Here is a 19,474-nt window from a genome sequence, read left to right on the forward strand (position 1 = left end):
ATTATCGCCTTTTAGTAGGTTCCATCAGCCATGCGCTTAGGCCAATGATGAACGCCCAACTGCAGAAAAGATAAAGGGGGAGCCAACCGATACCTACCGAGGGCAGGCGATCAATCACTAGAAGCAGTGGCGGACAGAAAAGCATCAGTGCCAGAGTGACTAGCCCAAGTAAGCGTTCTCGGTAGCGTGAATTTGAAGGCATCATGAGGCGCTGGCATCCTCTTTATCAAACGCACTGGCTTGTAAGGCGAGTAGCTGCTCAAGAGTGGTAATTCCGCGTGCTTCCAAACGCGGCAGTAATGCAAGCCAGAGCTCGCCGGTTACGCGAGCATCGCCCAGCGCCGTATGGCGAAGGCCAGGTGGCAGTGTCAAACCATACCGCTGCACCAGGCTGTCCAGGTCATGGCCATCGAGCCCTTCATCAAGCGCACGGGAGATTAATAATGTATCCAGTACGGGCATGTCGAACAGCACACCTTTTTGGCTGATCGCGAGCATATCAAACGAAGCGTTATGGGCGAGCAGGACAGCTTCACCAATATAATCACGAAAGTGCGGTAGCACCTGTTCCAGGCGCGGGGCTTCGTTAACGTCGCTATCTGTGATGCCATGAATCGCGGTACTGGCGGCAGGAATCGGCTTGTGTGGGTTAACGTAGTGATCAAACACATCGCTGGCTAATAAGCGCCCATTCACAATACGACAGGCGCCGAGGCTAATCACCGTATCGCCTCTGCGCAGCTCAAGACCGGTTGTTTCGGTATCAAAAATCACCAGTTCCAAGCTACGCAGAGCGCAATTAGCGAGCGTGGTATCGGGTGAGGGCAAGTCTGCGATACCAAAATCATGAAATTCTGGCCGAGGTGGCGCAGAGCGCGGAGCCGCATTTTGCGCCACGCCAAGAAGTGGTAGCCGCAAGCGTGCGTGCTGGCCGTCGGTGTCTTGCGTGCTCCAGGCATCGCTTGCGTGCTGGCGCAATACATCCGCCGCACTTGGGCTCAAGGGGAGCGTGTTCAGGGGGTGCATCAGCCACTTGGTAAGCTCGCTCTCGGGTATCGGTTTGCCCTTCCATACAAGGTCGAGGTAGGTGTGTTTAGGGCTAAGCGACACTTCGCCTTCAAATACACTACCTGTGATGTAATCACTCAGGTGTTTAACCAGCGATCCAAAAAGAGCCATCAATGCAGGGGCATCGCCTTTAAACCAGACTGGCATTCCAATGGGGGTGATCAGGCGGTGGGCAGGGTCCAGATAATCATCCAGCATCTGCCAAAAGTCATTGGACCATATTGAGGTAAGCCGCTCACCCTGTTGCTGCATGGCTTCAACAAGTTCACTGACGTTGGCGACTGTTTCACCAAGGGCGCTACTCTCTTCACGCACTACTTGCTCCAGCCGCTGAGCAAGCGAGGCACTTTCATGCGCTGATTGACGCAGTTGGCTGAGTGCATCCGTCGCGGTTACCAGGCTTGCAGTATGTTGGCGCAGAGGTGTGAGCATACGTGCAAGATCGGCCCGCTCACCCCGTTCACTGGCCCAGGCCGCCGTGGCATCGCTGCAGGTTATCAGTGTTTCACCTTGGCTTTCAGGCACCCGACGGATAATGACTTTTAACCAGCGCTGATCACACGGCACCAAAAGCTCACGCGGAGTGCCATTAGCGGGCAGTTGCTCAAGGAGTTGTTGCAAACTTGCAAGCGGCAATAGGGCTTCCAGACGCTTACCCAAGCCCAGGCCTTGCGTATTCACAAAAAAGCGCTCAGCCGCTTGGTTGAACAGCATTAAACGGCGGTGCTTATCGTAAAGCAGAAGCGGCGTTTCCAGCACCTGCAGCAGCGCCTCAAGCGCTTTACGGGTACGGGTTGCGCTTTGGGCGCCCTCGGCACGGGCCTTATGCAATGAATGACGGTCCGAGTGCCAGCTCTCTTGCACACGGCGTAGATCAGGTGCCAGGCCCTTCAACCAGCCTTGCGGGGGCCAGGTGTCTTCGGTATCAGGGTTGGCGGCCAGTCGGGCAAGCTGTGCTTGCAGACTGCGTAGCGGCGTAAAAAGCAGACGTTCAAGCAGCAAGCCCACTAAGAAAAGTGTGATGCCGCCTGAAAAGCAACCAGCCCAGAGGATAAGCCGATAGCCACCACGCACGTTCAACTGGCTTTCCAGCCAAGCAGCAAATAAAGCCCCTCCCAAGAGGCTCAAGCCGCTAAGCAGTAGCCAGGCACCCACCAAACGCTGCCGTTTAGGCAGTGCCTTTGGTGTCATGAGGTTTCCTCACCCAGCAGGGTTTGCACTTTCTCAACCAGCGCCTGTGTTGAAAATGGCTTGGTAATATAGGCGTTAGCGCCCAGTGCAAAGCCCTTTTCACGCTCCGCTTCACGGCCATGGGCGGTGAGCATAATCACCGGCAGTTGTGCCGTAGCGGTATGGCTGCGTAGTGCTTCCAATACATCAAATCCGCTAATCCCGGGAAGGCTAATATCCAGTAACACTACATCTGGTTCGTTGGCCGCCACACACTCAAGGGCTTGTTCGCCATCCAGCGCGCTGATGACATCAAACCCTGCCTGCTCCATTAAAAATTCAATCGACAGGACGATGTTCGGTTCATCATCGACCACTAGCACTTTTGTCATGGAGCCCACCGACTGGTTGTTGTTTAAAAGCATTTATCTCACTCACTACGAGTGTAGGTAGCGATGCAAGGCAGGCCAAGACGACCTTGGCCGAATAGAAAGCGAGTGCGGGTACCAGTTTACAACTTTAGGGTGAATAATCGGTGTTCAAGAGATTTAGACATAGACGTAATCAAGAAGCCGTACCAACATATAAACAGAAACACCTAACCTATACGTGCCTTGGTTTTAATAATAAAGAACAATCTTGCCAAAGGAGCCGCGCATATGAGTGCTGTTATCTTGCTGTTAATCGGACTTGGGGCAATGGCGTTAGGATACGTGTTGTATTCTAAATTTATTGCTCAAAAGATCTATCAGTTAGACCCCGATTTCAAAACCCCTGCCCATGAATTTGAGGATGGCATCGACTATGTGCCGACCAACCGTTTTGTGCTCTGGGGGCATCACTTTACCTCAGTAGCGGGAGCGGCACCCATAGTAGGCCCTGCCATTGCGGTGATATGGGGCTGGGCACCTGCTTTTTTATGGGTGGTGTTCGGCACCATCTTTTTTGCCGGTGTACACGATTTTGGCGCTATATGGGCCAGCGTACGCAATAAGGCCAAGTCGGTAGGCGCCTTAACGGGCGATGTAGTCGGCAAACGGGCACGCAGCATTTTTATGATCGTTATTTTCCTTGTGCTGCTTATGGTTAATGCCGTGTTTGCTGTGGTGATTGCCGGATTAATGATGAACTTTCCTAGTGCAGTGGTACCGGTCTGGGGAGCGATTTTTGTGGCACTGATCATTGGCCAACTGATCTACCGGCGGATACTGAGCCTAACTGTGGTATCGGTATTAGGCGTCATCGCTCTTTATGCGCTTATTGGTATTGGCCCGATGGTGCCTGTTCAAATGCCTGCTGAAGTCGCTGGGCTGTCGGGTAACGCTATCTGGATTGTGATTTTGTTTGGCTATGCAGCCATTGCTTCGCTATTGCCCGTATGGATGCTGCTGCAGCCACGAGACTATATCAATGGTTTGCAGCTATTTATCGGTCTGCTGATTCTTTATGGAGCGCTGGTGCTGCTTAACCCAACGCTGGTTGCGCCTGCCTTTAACAGAAATGTACCTGCCGGCACGCCTTCGATGATTCCGCTGCTTTTTGTAACGATTGCCTGTGGGGCAATATCGGGTTTCCACGGGCTGGTATCTTCAGGTACAACGTCCAAACAGCTTAATAAAGAAACCGATGCGCGGTTCGTGGGCTACTTTGGGGCGGTAGGCGAGGGGATGCTAGCACTAGCGGCTATTTTGGCCGCGACGGCAGGGTTTGCGACATTTGGCGATTGGCAGGCCATGTACAGCGCCTTTGGCCAGGGCGGCGTTAACGCCTTTGTGGAAGGGGGCGCATTTATTATTCATAACGGTATTGGGCTGCCTGAGGCTACTGCCGCGATACTGCTTACGGTCATGGCCGCGCTTTTTGCAGGTACCACTATGGATACTGGCTTACGCTTGCAGCGCTATATTTTCCAGGAGTGGGGTGATATTTATAACCAGCCGTGGATGAAAAAACCGGCACTTGCGACAGGTCTGGCGGTGGGAACCTGCCTGTTGTTGGCATTCGGGGCGGGTGGTGCAGATGGTTCTGGCGGTTTGATTATCTGGCCGCTTTTTGGCACCACCAACCAGTTGCTTGCCGGGTTAACGCTGCTGATTATTACCGTCATGCTGGTACGTCTACGGCGGCCCATGTGGTACACCCTGGCGCCCCTGTGCTTTTTGCTGGTAATGACCATATTGGCATTACTCATTCAGCTTCGCACTTTCTGGGACCAAGGCAACATGTTCCTGCTGGTGATGGATATTGTGGTGCTGATGGCGGCCATTCTCGTCGCGATGGAGTGTGCCGCTGCGCTTAAACGCTCGCGTGCTGAAATGGCAGCCCAAGGTGACTAAATAAGAGGGCATCATAATGTCATCCAAACGTGATACGTTGCGGGCCTGGCTAGGCCAGGCCCGCTTTTTTACCGAAGAGGTCTATAGCGCGCGCTATCGTGGGGCGATTGCGCGGGCGCGCCGTGATGAAGATGACCTGTTCATGCTGCTGGTTTTTTCAGAAATGATGGGGGTACCCAACCCCGCCGCCTATTACACACTGGAATTGCAGCCGCTGCTGCTTGAACGTTTTCATGACTGGCATACGCGAATGGGCATGGAACATTCGCCGCTGGACCATTTTCGCTGTTGCTAGCCCCCTAAATAAGCCCATGGACAGGTAACCTATGCAATCAGTTCTCAACCGCCGCCTGCTGTGGGTAGGCGGTAAAGGTGGCGTGGGTAAAACAACCGTCGCGGCCTCTTTGGCAATTCTTGCGGCCAGACGCAACAAGCGCGTGCTGGTGGTTTCAACTGACCCCGCCCATAGCCTGGGCGATGTGTTTGATCAAACGTTAGGCGATACGCCGCGTCGCTTGCTGCCTAATCTGGATGCCATGGAGATTGATCCTGATAGTGAGGTTGAAGCGCATTTAAATAGAGTTACCCAGCAAATGCGCCGCTTCGCCGCGCCTGAAATGATGCAGGAGCTAGAGCGGCAAATGCGCCTGACGCGTCAATCCCCTGGCACTCAGGAAGCGGCCCTGCTTGAACGGCTGGCGCGGCTGATTCTGGATGACGATGCGCCTTATGACTTGGTGATTATCGATACGGCGCCCACTGGACATACGCTGCGCCTTTTAACCCTGCCCGAAGCTATGGCGGCCTGGACGGATGGACTGCTGGCACATAATCGCAAATCGGCTGAATTGAGCGGTGTGCTTAAGCATCTTACTCCATCACGTGGGCAGGATGTGGCTACTCCCTTTGATAACCCCACAGAAGATGCGCTTTCCGGTCTGGATGAGCGTACCCGCGAGGTAGCGGAAACGCTGATCAACCGTCGGCGGCTGTTTCACCAGGCACGGCGTCGTATAGAGGATGCCAAGGCGTGCAGCTTTTTATTCGTCATGACGCCGGAGCGACTGCCTATCCTTGAGACACAGCGAGCCGTCAGCGCCTTGGAAGAGGTTAATATCAACGTGGCGGGCGTACTGGTTAACCGGGTGATACCTAAAGAAGCGGACGGTGCCTTTTTGCAGGCACGACGCGCGCAAGAGGCCACTTATCTTGAACGCATTGATACGTTATTTAAGCAATTTCCCCGCCCCACGCTGCCGTGGTTAGCGACCGATGTACAAGGGATCGACGTGTTAGAATCGCTGGCTGATAAGCTGGAGCACCAGGGTTTTTAATACCAAGGTTTTTAATGTCAGAGCTTTTAAAACAAGGGTTTTAATGCGCGTTTTATTACTTTCAGCGTACGAAGCGGTGAGCCACCGTTACTGGGCAGACAGTTTAATGGCCCATCTCCCTGAGATAACGTGGCAAACGCTAAGCTTGCCGCCGCGTCACTTTGCCTGGCGGATTCGTGGAAACCCGCTTAGCTGGTGGCTAAAAGAGCATGACACACTTAGCCAAGCCTATGACGTTGTATTGGCAACGTCGATGGTGGATTTGGCGACGCTTCTGGGGCTTTTCCCTCATTTGGGTCAGGCCAGAAAAATTGTCTATTTTCACGAAAACCAGTTCGCCTATCCGGAATCGAGTGACCAGATGCCTCAGGTAGAGGCAAAAATGGTCAATCTCTATGCAGCGCTTGCCGCCGATACCGTTGTTTTTAACACCACCTATAACCGCGACTCGTTTTTTACCGGCGTGCGGGCATTCTTAAAGAAAATGCCCGAAAACCTGCCCGCGGCCAAGCCGCTTGAGGCCTTACGCTCACGTGCTCGCGTACTGCCCGTGCCGATTTCACCGCTGGCCGAAACGCATGCTGATGGCCGGGTTTCACGGCGTATTGTGTGGAACCATCGCTGGGAGTATGACAAAAACCCGGATGACTTTTTCAATACGTTAATAGCGCTAAGCGAGCAGGGCATTGATTTTGAGTTAGCCGTATTGGGTCAGCGTTTTCGGCAAACGCCGCCTATTTTTGATATCGCCCAGGAGAAACTAGCTGCGCATAGTGTGGCCTGGGGTCCGCAGCCGGAACCGCAATACCGCGAGCTGTTGGCGACCGCCGGGATTGTAGTCTCAACGACCTGGCATGAGTTTCAGGGCTTGGCCATTATGGAAGCTGCCCAGCGCGGAGCATTACCGCTAGTGCCCGATAGGCTCTGTTTTCCTGAGCTATATCCAGATGCTTACCGTTATGATGGGACGCCAGACGGTCTTTATAAGCGTTTGCATGCGTGGCTTAGCACGCCTGATTCACGGCCAAAGGAGATAAACACGCAGGCCTGGGAGTGGCCCGCCTGGCGTGATGCGTACCGCGCACTATTACAGCCAGGCTTATCGCTACCGCGCTAGTCCAGGGAATCTAGCCGTCGGGTTGGCCAGTGAACGACAGCCGTATGGCGGCGCATTTTTTGGGCAAGGTGCGGATGCTCTCGCCGAATGACGTGCTCGGCGAACTCGGATAAAAAACGCGACTTCAGCATCGCCCGGGCACGATCAACACCGCTATGCTGATACGGCGTTGAGGCAAGCAGCATAAAACCATCATCGGGGATCTTGCCTGCCTGCATATTGGCTTCAATAATCGTGGCGGCAGTACCAATCGGTTCAGCCAGGTCGGGCCCGTAAGGCCCAATAATCAGTGCTGTATTAGGCAAGTGCAAAAAGTCGAACCCACGCCCAATACAAATTGCCCACTCGCGATGCTCGATATCCAGTTCGCGTTCAACGCCCTGAAGATCGTTGACATGCGCCAGGTTACCTTTCAATAAAGGCAGTAAATCCCGGCGTATGTCCGCAGGCATATCAGGGAAAATAGCCTGTAGATGCGCGGTGAGCGCTTCTATAGGCTGCCCAACCCATTCGCGCACATCCAATACTGCGTCGTCCTGACCGTGAAGGATGAGAGCGTCACTATCCGTTTCAAAGCCGCACACCAGCGGGTACACCTGCTGATGGTCTTCACCAAATAGCTGGCCGGCCTGGTGGGCAATCGTATGCGCGTGTGCTTTGGCGGCTTGGGTGTCGCAAGCGAATCCGGCGCATCCCCGCGCTGGGTTGCCCTCGGAAAAGTGGTAAGTAATCAATAAAAGCGTGGCTCGCCCCGCGTTGGCGGCTTCAATAACGGTGTCGGTAAGTAACTCACCCAAATACGGCCAACCCAAATCGAAAATCCCCCCAAGGTTACGAAACGGGGTAATGATGCCGAGCGGTGTGCGGGTGGCGTGTGGGATATGAATACGTCCATCCATACATTTCATAACCACAATCGACGTAGGGTGTTGCGCCAGGTAGCGTTGGCGTGAAAGCCAGGCGCCTGCACTGCCAAAGTGGTCAGCGTGCTGGCGGGAGAGCGCAAATAGTGCGTCAATACGCTGCTCAATGGGTTGGTCATGTAGCAAAGTGGCAGGCATCGGCATAGGAGTCTCCTGTTAACGTAAGCTAGGCGAGTTCGATTTTGTCGGGGTACTCGCACAGGTCTTCTATAATACAGCTTCCGCAACGAGGTTTGCGCGCAATGCAGGTGTATCGACCGTGGAGAATCAACCAGTGGTGAGCATCCTGCTTAAACTCCTTGGGCACATGGCGTATTAACTTCTGCTCGACTTCAACGACATTTTTGCCTTTGGCGATGCCGGTACGGTTCGATACACGAAAGATATGCGTATCGACGGCAATGGTTGGCTGCCCGAACGCCGTATTCAGAATCACATTGGCGGTTTTACGCCCGACCCCTGGCAGTGCTTCTAACGCACTGCGCGTGTCGGGCACGACGCCGCCGTGCTGGTTGACCAGAATATGGCAGGTCTTCATCAAGTTCTCTGCTTTGGTGTTATACAGGCCGATGGTCTTGATATGCGCTTTAAGCTGATCAATCCCCAAGTCAATAATAGCCTGGGGCGTATTGGCAACGGGGTAGAGCCGTGAGGTGGCTTTATTGACGCCGACATCGGTGGCTTGTGCGGAAAGTAAAACCGCCGCAAGCAGCTCAAAAGGGGTCGTCCAGTTGAGCTCTGTTGTCGGGTGCGGGTCTGCTGCTTGAAGGCGAGCAAAAATTTCATGACGCTTTTGGGCATTCATAGCGTGTCTCTACGGTTACTTGATGATGCCGGTGACCCGGACGCGGCGCTCTGTTCGTAGGGTGGCCGCTGAAGGCAAGGCGCGTGCGGCGCGTCGTTGGTCTATCACGTTTTTTAGCGCGATCAGCATCCCGGCCACAAAAAATGCGCCAGGTGGCAGCACGAAAAACAGAAATTGATAGTCGTCTACCAGAGTGAGTTGCCAATTGGCCGCGATAGGACCAAGCAGCAGCGCCATATCACTAAACAGCGTGCCTTGGCCCAATAGCTCACGCAGCCCGCCAAGCAGCACTAAAACGCTACCGAAACCAACGCCCATCATCAGGCCATCAAGCGCTGCAAGCCCTACCGGTTGGCGGGAGGCAAACGCATCGGCACGCCCTAAAATGGCGCAGTTGGTGACAATTAGCGGAATAAAAATACCCAGCAGTTGATAAAGCGGGTAGGCATAGGCGGCCATCAATAGTTCAGCACAGGTAACAAACGCCGCGATGATCATGACAAAGGCCGGTAGCCGGACGGCATTCGGCACTTGGTGACGCACAAGCGATACGGCGGTGCTGGCGCCTACCATGACAAACAGCGTGGCGATGGCTAACCCTAGCGAGTTAACCACGGTTGTGCTGACGGCCAGCAGTGGACACAGCCCCAGCAATTGTACTAATGCGGGGTTATTGCTCCAAAGCCCGTCCCGGGTCAGCGCTTGCCATTGGCTCATCGAATCGGCTCCTCAATGTTACCCGGTAGCGGCGTATCGGCGGCGTACTCTAAAGCGTTATGAACGGCCTCAATAACGGCGCGAGGTGTAATGGTTGCGCCGGTAAAACCATCAAACTGGCCGCCCTCTTTTTTAACGGCCCAGGCACTTGGTGGCAGTTCATCAAGACTTAATCCGTTAAAGCGGGTAATCCAGTCGCTGCGCTGGCGCTCAATCTTGTCACCGAGGCCTGGGGTCTCCTGATGGTAGGTCACGCGCACACCGCTAATACGCTGCTGCTCATCTATCGCTACCAGTAAATCAATTTCTCCACTGTAACCCTGGCGCGTAATCACTGGCAGAACAGTAACGCGGTGATCCCCACGGCTGATTTGCCAGCCTGTCACTGGCGTTCGGTGGCCCAGAGCGGCGGCATTGGGTAAGTTGAAGGCACTGTTTAGCACTTGATCCGTCGGTGTATCAGCTAATGCTTGAGGCAGTACCGCTTGCAGCTGGCGGAGCTGGTAGGTTTGCTGATGCTGGGTAATACGTTCAGAGGTCAAGGCCCGGGTAACCGCGACGCTGCCTGCCGTAACGAGCGCGAAGATACCCAGCGTTAAAGCGCCACGCCGCATGGCGATAATGGGCGTCATCGTAATGCTCCTGGCGCGCTTTTTGAGTGGCCTTGAGGGCGTGGCACGGTGTACAGGTCAATCAATGGGACGCACAGGTTCATCAACAAAACGGCAAAAGCCACCGCATCCGGATAGCCCCCCAGGTTGCGAATCACCATGATCAGCACCCCCATGCCCATGCCGTACAGCAATTTTCCGCGCTGGCTGGTCGCCGCGGATACCGGGTCGGTGGCAATAAAGAAAGCCCCAAACAGCGCCGCACCGGTTAGCAGGTGAAAAAGAGGCGATGCAAAACGGTTAGGATCAAGTAGATGAAACAGCGTTGCCAACGCTACCAGGCTACCTAACAGGGCGATGGGGATGTGCCAACTAATAATCCGTTTAAAAAGCAGCAGTACCCCGCCCGCAAGCCAAGCCAGGCTGATACTGTACCAGGCAGCAAGCGTTTGTTCGGGTAGCGGTGCGCTTAACCAGAACTGCTCGGCAGAGAGCCCTTCGGCTTTATGTTTGAATGCATCCAATGGCGTTGCACCGCTAAGCGCATCAAGCTGTGACGTAGGCAGTGTCCCAAGAATTTGCGCCCAAAGCGTATCGCTAATGAGAGGCTGAGGCGGCGCCCATAGCGTCATGTACGTAGGGAATGAGACCAGCAATAGCGCATAGCCCACCATGGCCGGATTAAACGGATTATGCCCTAGGCCACCATACAGCTGCTTGGCAATCACCACGGCGGCTATCATGCCGACCCCAATTAGCCACCAAGGGCTTGCCGGAGGGAGCGAGGCACCCAGCAGTACGCCAGTAAGTAGGGCGCTGGTATCCGTTAAGGCTGGCGCGATGGGTCGGCGGCGAAGGCGCAGCATGCCCGCCTCCAGAAACATGCCCATAATGGCCGCCAAGGCAATATTGCTGAGTACGCCCAACCCAAAGTAATACGTCATGGCCAACACGCCAGGCAGTGTGGCGACCACCACCCAGCGCATTAATAACGCCGTTGCTGGTGTTGTTGACTTGGCAGAGGATGCGCTTACTTGTGATGCGTGAAACATACTCATAGGGTGTCCTCCGCGGTCGGTGCTTTAGCGCTTTCACGCGCTTGCGCCAGCTGTAAATCGGCGGCCTTAAGATTTTCCTGGGCGGTCGCCAGCAGCGTTTCCAGGTCTTCATGGGAGTGCTGTGGCTCTTGCTGGGCTGCCCGTGCGAGCACTTTTTCGGCTTTTCTAACCGCTGCCTTGGCCGCTGTTTGGGCAATACGCAAGCTGCGCAAGTCGGCTGGAGGTGCGCTGGTGCTCTCGTTACTGGCGTTGCCGTCGGTGGGCTTGTTGTGCGCTAGCCGGGCCTGTCGGCGCGCCTGTTTTTCTGCTTCTTCCCGGGCCAGGCGTGCCTGGCGAAACTCGAAGCGATGCTTGGCATGTTCGGCCTTGGCTGCTTCAATTTGTTGGTAGCGAAGGCGACGTTTGGCGTCGCGGTAATCATCGACCAGCGAAATATGGCTAGGGCAAACATAGCTACAGGCGCCACATTCGATGCAGTCAAACAGGTGATGGCTCGTTAGCTTGTCGTCGTCCTGGGCGCGGGCGTACCAGTGCAACTGTTGAGGAAGCAGCTGGGCGGGGCATACGCTTTCACACGCACCGCAGCGGATACAGGGGGATTCCATCGGCGCAGACGGCAGTTCGTCAGGCGTTGCCGCAATCAGGCAGTTCGTCGTTTTGATCACGGGCGCTGTGAGCGACTCAAGCGAGCTGCCCATCATCGGGCCGCCCTGAACAACGCGACTAAGCTTGGCATTATCCAGGCCTGCATGAACCAGCAGGTTCTCAATGGACGTTCCTAAGCGCACCCAGTAGTTGGCCGGTTGGTTAAGCGCTTCTCCGGTGAGCGTCACCACGCGCTCAACCAACGGTTGGCCATCACGCACTGCGTGAAGTGCTGCCAGTAGCGTGCCGGGGTTGTGGCAAAGCACCCCAACATCTGCCGGTAGGCCTTGGCTGGGTACGGTTCGGTTCAACAACTTTTTAATTAACTGTCGCTCGCTACCACTTGGGTAGCGAGTAGGGATAACGGCCAGCGTCACGCGGGCTGGCTGGCTGTCTGGAAGGATATGCTCCAAGGCGGCAATGGCCTCGGGCTTATTATCTTCAATGCCGATGATGATCTGTTGGGCACCGCATAAGGCAGCGATGAGCTGTGCGCCTTCCAGCACGTCGCCTGGATAATTCCGTAATGTGAGGTCATCGGCCGTAATGTAAGGCTCGCATTCGGCGGCGTTAATCACCAGCGTGTCGATAGCATGGCGCTCAATCACGCGAGCCTTGATATGGGTCGGGAAACCGGCACCACCTAACCCGACCACACCGCTGTCATCCAGCCGTGTAAGCAGTGTGGGTGCATCTGTTTTTCGCCAATCGAGCGGGGGGAGATATTGCCAGGTATCCTGGCCATTGCTGTCTATGTGAATAGCGTCGCTATCTACTTGGCTAACCGTGCCACTCACTGTCGCGTGGATATCTGCGGATATCAAACCATCGCGCTTGGCGATTAGGTTGCCAACGCGAACATGATCGCCCCGGGCCACACAGGGGGTGGCGGGGCGGCCGCTATGCTGGCACAGTGGAAGGATGACCTGCGACGGTAACGGGGCACGTCGCAACGGTGATTGCGTTGAACGGTCCTTTCGCTCCGGTGGGTAGATGCCGCCTGGGAAATCAAATGGGTGTGCCATCTGGCCCCCTTGTTGCTGGTGTACGGTCGCTTGCAATGACGCCAGTGGGTAAAACAAAAACAACGGGCTGCCACTGGCCAAGCGGTGTGCTCCGGGGCAGCATGTCGATACAGTCTACCGGGCAAGGGTCAACGCATAAGTCACAGCCTGTGCACTCATCCTCAATCACGGTGTGCATCTGCTTGGCCGCGCCAATAATGGCATCCACTGGGCACGCCTGAATGCACTTGGTGCAGCCAATGCACTCGGCTTCGCGGATATACGCCACGTTGGCTTCGCTGGGCGCCTCGCCATCAAGTGGCTCGGGTTCACGGCCGAGTAGATCTGCCAAGGCGTGAATGGTGGCCTCGCCACCGGGCGGGCACTTGTTGAGTGCATCGCCCTCATTAATCGCTTCGGCGTAAGGGCGGCAGCCTGGGTAACCGCATTGGCCGCACTGAGTTTGGGGCAGCAGCGCATCAATTTGCTCAACAAGAGGGTGCTCGTCCCCCTTAAAACGTTCACTAACCGCCCCCAGCAGGGCGCCAAAACCAATGCCAAGCCCCGTCAAGATTCCAACTGAACTGACAATCCCCCAGAGAGAAAAACCATCACTCATGGTAGAAAATTACCCTTGAGTTAAACCAGAAAAACCAAGAAAGGCGAGCGACATAAGGCTGGCAGTGACCATGGCAATAGCGGCCCCTTTGAAAGGTGTGGGGACATCCGCGCCAGCCAAGCGCTCGCGCATGGCGGCAAACAGGACCAACACCAGCGAGAAGCCGAGCGCTGCCCCCAGCCCATAGAGTGTGGTATGAAAAAAGCCAAGCTCACGGTTGAGCGAGAGCAGAGCAACACCCAGTACGGCACAGTTGGTCGTAATCAGGGGCAGAAAGATGCCCAGTACTTGATGTAGCAACGGGCTTAAATGGCGCACCATGATTTCGGTGAATTGCACGACGGCGGCGATCACCACTATAAAGCTGATAGTGCGCAGGTAAGTAACACCCAAAGGCACCAACAAGCCGTAATAAACGACATAGCTTGCTGCAGAGGCGAGGGTTAATACGAACGTCGTTGCCAGTGACATTCCCATGGCGGACTCCAGTTTGTTGGAAACCCCCATAAACGGACAGAGCCCCAAAAACTGTACCAAGACAAAATTATTGACCAGCGCGGTGCTGACCAAAATGATGAATAACTCACTCATAGTGACGTATCGTGGCTGGCAGCTGAAAAATCAGCGTTAGGCGGTGTGAATATCTTGACCTGATGGCGCCCTGCCGCTTTAGCACTATACAGCGCTTGATCGGCGGTGCTCATCAGCACATTGGGAGAAATATCGGTGCCTTCGTTAAGTGACCCGATTCCCACGCTAATAGTAACATAGGGCGCTACGGGCGAGGCCAAGTGAGGAAATGCTAAAGCATCTATCGTATCATGCAGCAACTGGCCAATATATTCTGCCTGTTGGGCGGAGGTATTGGGCAGTAATGCGCTAAATTCTTCACCCCCAGTTCGGGCGATTAAAAAGTTATGAGCGGTAGCCACTTTTTGTAGCGCTTGGGCTACTTGCTTTAAACACTTATCGCCTTGTTGGTGCCCATAATGATCATTGAACAGTTTGAAATGATCGATATCCAGCATCATTACTGCTAACGGTTGCGATAACGCTTCCATTTCATGAATCGTCGTTTGAAGGCGCTGGTCGAACAGCCGCCGGTTTGGCAGGCCAGTTAAAGCATCATGCGTCGAAAGGTTTAAAAGCTCAGCATTAAGCTTGCGTTGGCGGCCTAGCTGCTGTTCAAAGCTTCGAGCCAACATGCCAATTTCATCATTACGCTGGCAAAGCCGTGCAGAGTTCTGGTTGCTGTCTTCGTTTGAAGTCTGTTTCGCAAAAACGGCCAGTGCTTTCAGCGGCTTTAAAATCATGCGTTCCATAAGCCAGAGCACAAAGCCAATGACAAACAGCATAAGGCAGACTGTCCAGATTAATACATAACGAATGGTGCTAAGGCTTGCTAGATAATGAGTACGGTTAAGCTGAGTGCCTACCAGGATGCTGATAGCGGGCACATTGGTAGGCAATAAGTGTTGGGCGTGAATCGTCTCGCCTTCAATATTGGTTAACGGTATAGCCTTGGAGGTAGGTTGTTGTTGAATAGTGATCGAAAGGCCGGTCACATTTTCCATCTGCTTTACCCATTTCTTATCCATTAAGCGCACTTTTGCTAACCAGCCGGTGCTTGGGCCACTACCATCAGTGCGCAAAATCGGCGTGATGGCTACCATGGCTGGCGAACTGATACCCGGAGAGAAAAAGACTTGCTGGTCAGGGGTGTTGTCTATCGAGCGTTGGATACTGTCAATAAGCCGTGCCATCCAGGCGCAATCGTCAGCAACGCGCGCACAGGTTGTAAAATCGTTAGTGTCAGGCGCTAAGCCTGAAAGGAAGTATATCTCGCCGCCAGCGTCGAAAAACGCTATCAACTGATAGCGCATCTCTTCCATCATTTCAGGGCTGAAATTAACCTCGGCGTAGCGTGGGTTGTTATCCTGAACGAATTGATAAGTGTCGTCCCAGTTTGCCCAGTCACGTGCTTGAGTTAAAAGATCTTGCTGGGCCAAGGCGAGGCTACGCTCAATACGTTTTAGCTCTTGGCTGATCATGCCGCGTTCCTCTTCGTGCAGCGCGGGAACAATAAACCACTTGCTCAACATGACTAACGAGCATAGTGCAAGCAAGAGCACACCACTCAACGCTACTAAAAATTGAAAACGCAGTGATTGAGAGAAGTGCCGACGCATAATCAGGCCTAAACGTAGAGTCTTATAAAAGGTTTATTAAGCAATCCACGTAAGAAGGGGGTAGAGCTTGGTCGTCTCTACCCCCCCCCCGGAAGTGCTTGAAGGTCGGCTACATTACACGTTGGCCGGGTTCGGCACCAGCGTCAGGTGAAAGCAGATAAATGCCGTCTTTATTGGCAGAGGCGAGCACCATGCCTTCGGAAAGACCAAAACGCATTTTACGCGGCGCAAGGTTGGCTGCCATGACGGTGAGACGTCCCTCAAGCGCCTCAGGCGCATAGGCGCTGCGAATGCCGGAGAAAACGTTGCGGGTTTCACCGCCTAAATCCAGCGTTAATTGCAGCAGCTTGTCCGCGCCCTCTACGTACTGTGCCTTGGTGATCCGGGCAATGCGCAGATCTACCTTGGCAAAGTCGTCAAAGCTAATTTCGGCGGCAATGGGGTCATCTGCTAGAGGCCCTTTGGGAGCTTCTTTAAGCTTTTGCTCTTCCACCAGATCCTCCTTGGAGGCTTCAATCATGGCGTCAATTTTGTCACGCTCTACGCGGGTCATAAGAGGTTTGAATTTCTCCACCTCATGATTAACCAGCACATTATGGCGGCTTTCCCAGTTAAGTGAATCAAGCTTCAAGAAGGCTTGTGCCTGAGTGGCCATGGTGGGTACCACGGGGGCTAAGTACACCATCAACTGGCGGAAGAGGTTGATGCCGACTGAACAAATCTCGAGCACTTCTTGGTCACGGCCATCTTGCTTAGCGAGCGCCCAAGGCTCTTTCTCGGCAATATAGGTATTGGCTTCATCCGCCAGCTCCATGATTTTACGCATGGCACGGCTAAATTCGCGTGCTTCAAAATCATCGGCAATGTCATCGCCCGCGGCAATAAATCGGGCGACCATCTGCGGTTCGGCGCAGTGCGCTGAAAGGGTGCCGCCACCTAACTTTTTAACGAACCCGGCACAGCGGCTGGCAATGTTAACCACTTTACCCACGAGGTCTGAATTAACCCGTGCGGCAAAATCATCCAGGTTGAGGTCCAGGTCGTCCACTTTGGACGTCAGCTTGGCCGCGAAGTAATAGCGCAAGTACTCGGGATTCAAGTAATCGGCATAGGTCGCAGCCTTGATAAAGGTGCCGCGCGACTTCGACATTTTGGCACCATCTACGGTCAAAAAGCCGTGGCAATTTACCGCGGTGGGCGTGCGTAAATCAGCGCCATGCAGCATGGCTGGCCAGAAAAGTGCGTGGAAATAGACAATGTCTTTCCCAATAAAGTGGTAGACCTCGGCGTTGGAGTCTTTATTCCAGTAGCTATCGAAATCAATGCCGTCACGATCACACAAATTCTTGAAACTGGCTAAGTAACCGATAGGGGCATCAAGCCATACATAAAAGTATTTGCCCGGCGCGTCGGGGATTTCAAACCCGAAATAGGGCGCATCACGGGAGATATCCCATTCGTTAAAGCCTGATTCAAACCACTCCATCAGCTTGTTACGAATCTGTGGCTGTACGTGGCCATCGTTGATCCAGCGCTGCAGGAACTCGGCAAAGTCCGGCAATTTAAAGAAGTAATGGGTTGAAGAGCGTACTTCCGGGATTGCGCCGGAAATGGCGGATACCGGGTTGATCAAGTCAGCAGGGGTGTAAGTGGCACCACACTTTTCGCAATTATCACCGTACTGGTCGTCGGTGCCGCATTTCGGGCAGGTGCCTTTGATGAAACGGTCCGCCAGGAACAGGCCTTTTTGCGGGTCGTACATCTGCTCTATATCGCGGGTGGCGATATGGCCTTTATCACGCAGACGCTTATAGATAACCTCACTGAGGTGCCGGTTCTCTTCCGAATGCGTGGAATGGTAGTTGTCAAAGTCAACGTTGAAGCGAGCGAAGTCTTCCTGGTGATCGCGTGAGACGCGGTCAATCAAAGCTTCAGGCGTAATACCTTCCTGCTCGGCACGCAGCATGATGGCCGTACCATGAGCGTCGTCGGCGCAAACGTAGTAGCACTGCTGGCCACGGCTTTTCTGAAAACGTACCCAGATATCGGTTTGGATATATTCAAGTAAGTGACCGAGGTGGATCGCTCCGTTAGCGTAGGGGAGCGCGCTGGTCACCAGAATATTGCGCGTGGCAGAGTTAGGCATGGTGAATGATAATTCCGGTTAGACGATAACAATAAAACGGCGAAGTTAGCCGGCAGATGGCCGGTAACAAGGTACGATGCAGGCGTTTAAATTGACGTTAAAGCGCGTGCAGTCTTGATGTCGGGTGGTTAGTAAAGTGCCTGTTCTTCTTGAACGACCTCTTTTAAAAGCTCTAAAAAAAGTTTGTCAGCCTCTGAATGCTCGGCAGGATCTTCCGGAATGTGGACACTGGTAGTGCCAGATATCTCATTGGCGATTCGCGCCATTACTGCCGGGCTGCTGCCTTCGCTTAATTGCTGACGCGCGATTACCAGCGACTGACCAAGAATGTCAGGATCTTGAAGCAGTTTGCGTATGAAACCGCGCAGTTCATTAATAATACGTGTTTTTTGAATTTCTGATGCAGACATAAGAGTCTCCTTAACGCGGCGCTTGAGCTGATTATCAAGCGAAGCCAGTCCATGCATTGACCATAGCATTTTTAGTGCAGCGAGTATGGCTTGTCTATGTTTAGACCAGTGATTTAGCCTACTACGTTAACGTTAAACGGCCTGCTTTGTGTTTTACCGGATTGGCATACTGAGCCAGCCAGTAAGGACGCAGATTCTCCGGCACCGCCGCCATTCGCGCCTGGAAGCGTTCGCGGTCCTGGCGAGTGATGGTTTTACGGGCAACCAACTCCGGCGCTTCACCGAGTGCTTCCAGGGCTAAATAGTGGCTTGGGAAGAGGCGGTAACCACCGATAACCTGACGATCAATCTCAGCGGCTACTTCATCGGGAGTCGCCATGTCGGCGCCTACCGGGGAGCCAAAACGCAGCTGTACTCTGCCTTTATCACCGGTAATGCCAGCAACGATAGAGCGAATATCTTCAAATTCACTTTTAGCATAGCTACCTTCTGTTGCCACGTCGTGTAGCTCCTGCGCTTTTTGCACGTCGCAAGGGTCATATTCATAGCTAATCGAGACAGGCACCAGCTTGAGTTCGGCTACCGCTTCACCAAACATCATGTCTCGCTCGGCATTACGCTTGGCCATCGTCAGCATCTTGATAATAGCGGGGTCGGTGCGGTCAATGCCGTTTTTGGCGCGGCCTTCACGCTGAGCCATCCAGATGGAGTGCTGGTCATCGGTAATTGAGTAACGAATATAAGCAGAAAGCTGTTGGTACGCTGCCAGCATCGCACGCTTTCCGCGCGCACTTCTGGGGACGATAAAGCTTTTATTGAGCCGCATTAGATCGGTGACATAGGGCTTTTTAAGCAGGTTGTCGCCAATGGCAATGCGCACCGTATCGCGGCCCGCCTGGTAGAGTGCGTAGTTAACGAACGCGGGGTCGAGCGAAATATCCCGGTGGTTACCAATAAACAGATAAGCACTATTTGGGTCGAGCTTGTCCAAGCCTGCCACTTCAAACGCGTCGGTAGTGGTGCGGATCATGCGATCCATGTAGCTTGCGATGCGCATTTGAAAATCGCGCACCGTTGCCACACCTTTTACTTCACGCTGTATCGCGTGGCTTGCAAGCTTTCGGGCAAGCGGCGGAACCCAGCGCGCCATGCGGGGAAGGCGAAAACGAGTAAGCGCATCAAGAAGCTCGCTATCGCGGGCCAGGTGCGCGAGAACATCGGCCACTTCGTTGTCTGTATAAGGGCGTATATCCGCCCATGGGTCAGCGGCGTTCAGTGCGTTGGGTGCGTCGTTGTGATGAGTCATGCGATCCGTTGGATGA

At 54.0% G+C, this 19,474-nt stretch carries 19 protein-coding genes; 4 read left to right on the top strand and 15 right to left on the bottom strand.

Annotated elements, in window-relative coordinates:
- Position 1: 1 nt before the first annotated feature.
- Genes ACT3TY_RS01645 through ACT3TY_RS01655 form a run of 3 tightly spaced genes read right to left on the bottom strand, consistent with a single transcriptional unit; the run spans position 2 to position 2,630 of the window.
- On the bottom strand, positions 2–205 hold the full coding sequence (locus tag ACT3TY_RS01645) for a hypothetical protein (RefSeq protein ID WP_172116526.1): 204 nt from the start codon (positions 203–205) through the stop codon (positions 2–4).
- Entirely contained in the window at positions 202–2,259 is a 2,058-nt protein-coding gene (locus ACT3TY_RS01650) for an exonuclease domain-containing protein (RefSeq protein ID WP_444627177.1), read from the bottom strand. Before ACT3TY_RS01650 ends, ACT3TY_RS01645 begins: the two co-directional genes overlap by 4 nt.
- Positions 2,256–2,630, bottom strand: a complete 375-nt coding sequence (locus ACT3TY_RS01655) for a response regulator transcription factor (protein ID WP_172116528.1) — start codon at positions 2,628–2,630, stop codon at positions 2,256–2,258. The genes ACT3TY_RS01650 and ACT3TY_RS01655 overlap by 4 nt, the downstream gene beginning before the upstream one ends.
- A gap of 267 nt (positions 2,631–2,897) precedes the next feature.
- Here ACT3TY_RS01655 and ACT3TY_RS01660 point away from each other — a divergent pair, with 267 nt between their 5' ends.
- The 4 genes from ACT3TY_RS01660 to ACT3TY_RS01675 are packed head-to-tail and all read left to right on the top strand — an operon-like array spanning position 2,898 to position 7,025.
- A complete protein-coding gene (locus ACT3TY_RS01660; RefSeq protein WP_444627178.1) occupies positions 2,898–4,574 on the top strand; it encodes a carbon starvation CstA family protein in 1,677 nt (558 codons plus the stop codon).
- A gap of 16 nt (positions 4,575–4,590) precedes the next feature.
- Positions 4,591–4,869, top strand: coding sequence for a cory-CC-star protein (locus tag ACT3TY_RS01665; protein WP_087105546.1), 279 nt, complete (start codon positions 4,591–4,593; stop codon positions 4,867–4,869).
- Positions 4,870–4,900: 31 nt separating this feature from the next.
- Positions 4,901–5,908: an ArsA family ATPase gene (locus ACT3TY_RS01670; RefSeq protein WP_444627179.1), complete on the top strand. Its 1,008-nt coding sequence runs from the start codon at positions 4,901–4,903 to the stop codon at positions 5,906–5,908.
- A gap of 43 nt (positions 5,909–5,951) precedes the next feature.
- A complete protein-coding gene (locus ACT3TY_RS01675) occupies positions 5,952–7,025 on the top strand; it encodes a tRNA-queuosine alpha-mannosyltransferase domain-containing protein (protein WP_444627180.1) in 1,074 nt (357 codons plus the stop codon).
- On the opposite strand, the gene ACT3TY_RS01680 is transcribed toward ACT3TY_RS01675, so the two are convergent.
- The 12 genes from ACT3TY_RS01680 to ACT3TY_RS01735 form a co-directional block, all read right to left on the bottom strand.
- Positions 7,022–8,092 (bottom strand): carboxysome shell carbonic anhydrase, encoded by a 1,071-nt coding sequence (locus ACT3TY_RS01680; RefSeq protein ID WP_193053480.1) that lies wholly within the window; start codon positions 8,090–8,092, stop codon positions 7,022–7,024. The two genes, ACT3TY_RS01675 and ACT3TY_RS01680, sit on opposite strands and share 4 nt — an antisense overlap.
- 22 nt (positions 8,093–8,114) lie before the next feature.
- Complete coding sequence (gene nth, locus ACT3TY_RS01685) at positions 8,115–8,753, bottom strand: endonuclease III (protein ID WP_444627181.1); 639 nt, start codon at positions 8,751–8,753, stop codon at positions 8,115–8,117.
- A 15-nt stretch (positions 8,754–8,768) separates the two neighbouring features.
- Positions 8,769–9,470, bottom strand: coding sequence for an electron transport complex subunit E (locus ACT3TY_RS01690; RefSeq protein ID WP_444627182.1), 702 nt, complete (start codon positions 9,468–9,470; stop codon positions 8,769–8,771).
- Entirely contained in the window at positions 9,467–10,102 is a 636-nt protein-coding gene (gene rsxG / locus ACT3TY_RS01695; protein WP_444627183.1) for an electron transport complex subunit RsxG, read from the bottom strand. The genes ACT3TY_RS01690 and rsxG overlap by 4 nt, the downstream gene beginning before the upstream one ends.
- On the bottom strand, positions 10,099–11,139 hold the full coding sequence (locus ACT3TY_RS01700) for an RnfABCDGE type electron transport complex subunit D (RefSeq protein WP_444627184.1): 1,041 nt from the start codon (positions 11,137–11,139) through the stop codon (positions 10,099–10,101). Before ACT3TY_RS01700 ends, rsxG begins: the two co-directional genes overlap by 4 nt.
- A complete protein-coding gene (rsxC, locus tag ACT3TY_RS01705) occupies positions 11,136–12,809 on the bottom strand; it encodes an electron transport complex subunit RsxC (RefSeq protein WP_444627185.1) in 1,674 nt (557 codons plus the stop codon). Before rsxC ends, ACT3TY_RS01700 begins: the two co-directional genes overlap by 4 nt.
- Positions 12,793–13,407 (bottom strand): electron transport complex subunit RsxB, encoded by a 615-nt coding sequence (gene rsxB, locus ACT3TY_RS01710; RefSeq protein ID WP_444627186.1) that lies wholly within the window; start codon positions 13,405–13,407, stop codon positions 12,793–12,795. The genes rsxC and rsxB overlap by 17 nt, the downstream gene beginning before the upstream one ends.
- Positions 13,408–13,416: 9 nt before the next feature.
- On the bottom strand, positions 13,417–13,998 hold the full coding sequence (gene rsxA / locus ACT3TY_RS01715) for an electron transport complex subunit RsxA (protein WP_444627187.1): 582 nt from the start codon (positions 13,996–13,998) through the stop codon (positions 13,417–13,419).
- Positions 13,995–15,509, bottom strand: a complete 1,515-nt coding sequence (locus ACT3TY_RS01720; RefSeq protein WP_444627188.1) for a sensor domain-containing diguanylate cyclase — start codon at positions 15,507–15,509, stop codon at positions 13,995–13,997. The genes rsxA and ACT3TY_RS01720 overlap by 4 nt, the downstream gene beginning before the upstream one ends.
- A gap of 196 nt (positions 15,510–15,705) precedes the next feature.
- Positions 15,706–17,742: a methionine--tRNA ligase gene (gene metG, locus ACT3TY_RS01725; protein WP_444627189.1), complete on the bottom strand. Its 2,037-nt coding sequence runs from the start codon at positions 17,740–17,742 to the stop codon at positions 15,706–15,708.
- A 128-nt stretch (positions 17,743–17,870) separates the two neighbouring features.
- A complete protein-coding gene (locus ACT3TY_RS01730) occupies positions 17,871–18,152 on the bottom strand; it encodes a hypothetical protein (RefSeq protein ID WP_087105533.1) in 282 nt (93 codons plus the stop codon).
- A gap of 121 nt (positions 18,153–18,273) precedes the next feature.
- Positions 18,274–19,458, bottom strand: coding sequence for a 1-acyl-sn-glycerol-3-phosphate acyltransferase (locus ACT3TY_RS01735; RefSeq protein ID WP_193053489.1), 1,185 nt, complete (start codon positions 19,456–19,458; stop codon positions 18,274–18,276).
- Positions 19,459–19,474 lie beyond the last annotated feature (16 nt).

The organism is Halomonas sp. AOP22-C1-8 (assembly GCF_052378905.1).
Lineage (GTDB): Bacteria > Pseudomonadota > Gammaproteobacteria > Pseudomonadales > Halomonadaceae > Vreelandella > Vreelandella citrativorans.

Coding starts and splice junctions, on each gene's coding strand:
- ACT3TY_RS01645 (WP_172116526.1), bottom strand. CDS start 205: ATGATGCCTTCAAATTCACGCTACCGAGAACGCTTACTTGGGCTAGTC.
- ACT3TY_RS01650 (WP_444627177.1), bottom strand. CDS start 2,259: ATGACACCAAAGGCACTGCCTAAACGGCAGCGTTTGGTGGGTGCCTGG.
- ACT3TY_RS01655 (WP_172116528.1), bottom strand. CDS start 2,630: ATGACAAAAGTGCTAGTGGTCGATGATGAACCGAACATCGTCCTGTCG.
- ACT3TY_RS01660 (WP_444627178.1), top strand. CDS start 2,898: ATGAGTGCTGTTATCTTGCTGTTAATCGGACTTGGGGCAATGGCGTTA.
- ACT3TY_RS01665 (WP_087105546.1), top strand. CDS start 4,591: ATGTCATCCAAACGTGATACGTTGCGGGCCTGGCTAGGCCAGGCCCGC.
- ACT3TY_RS01670 (WP_444627179.1), top strand. CDS start 4,901: ATGCAATCAGTTCTCAACCGCCGCCTGCTGTGGGTAGGCGGTAAAGGT.
- ACT3TY_RS01675 (WP_444627180.1), top strand. CDS start 5,952: ATGCGCGTTTTATTACTTTCAGCGTACGAAGCGGTGAGCCACCGTTAC.
- ACT3TY_RS01680 (WP_193053480.1), bottom strand. CDS start 8,092: ATGCCGATGCCTGCCACTTTGCTACATGACCAACCCATTGAGCAGCGT.
- nth (WP_444627181.1), bottom strand. CDS start 8,753: ATGAATGCCCAAAAGCGTCATGAAATTTTTGCTCGCCTTCAAGCAGCA.
- ACT3TY_RS01690 (WP_444627182.1), bottom strand. CDS start 9,470: ATGAGCCAATGGCAAGCGCTGACCCGGGACGGGCTTTGGAGCAATAAC.
- rsxG (WP_444627183.1), bottom strand. CDS start 10,102: ATGACGCCCATTATCGCCATGCGGCGTGGCGCTTTAACGCTGGGTATC.
- ACT3TY_RS01700 (WP_444627184.1), bottom strand. CDS start 11,139: ATGAGTATGTTTCACGCATCACAAGTAAGCGCATCCTCTGCCAAGTCA.
- rsxC (WP_444627185.1), bottom strand. CDS start 12,809: ATGGCACACCCATTTGATTTCCCAGGCGGCATCTACCCACCGGAGCGA.
- rsxB (WP_444627186.1), bottom strand. CDS start 13,407: ATGAGTGATGGTTTTTCTCTCTGGGGGATTGTCAGTTCAGTTGGAATC.
- rsxA (WP_444627187.1), bottom strand. CDS start 13,998: ATGAGTGAGTTATTCATCATTTTGGTCAGCACCGCGCTGGTCAATAAT.
- ACT3TY_RS01720 (WP_444627188.1), bottom strand. CDS start 15,509: ATGTTGAGCAAGTGGTTTATTGTTCCCGCGCTGCACGAAGAGGAACGC.
- metG (WP_444627189.1), bottom strand. CDS start 17,742: ATGCCTAACTCTGCCACGCGCAATATTCTGGTGACCAGCGCGCTCCCC.
- ACT3TY_RS01730 (WP_087105533.1), bottom strand. CDS start 18,152: ATGTCTGCATCAGAAATTCAAAAAACACGTATTATTAATGAACTGCGC.
- ACT3TY_RS01735 (WP_193053489.1), bottom strand. CDS start 19,458: ATGACTCATCACAACGACGCACCCAACGCACTGAACGCCGCTGACCCA.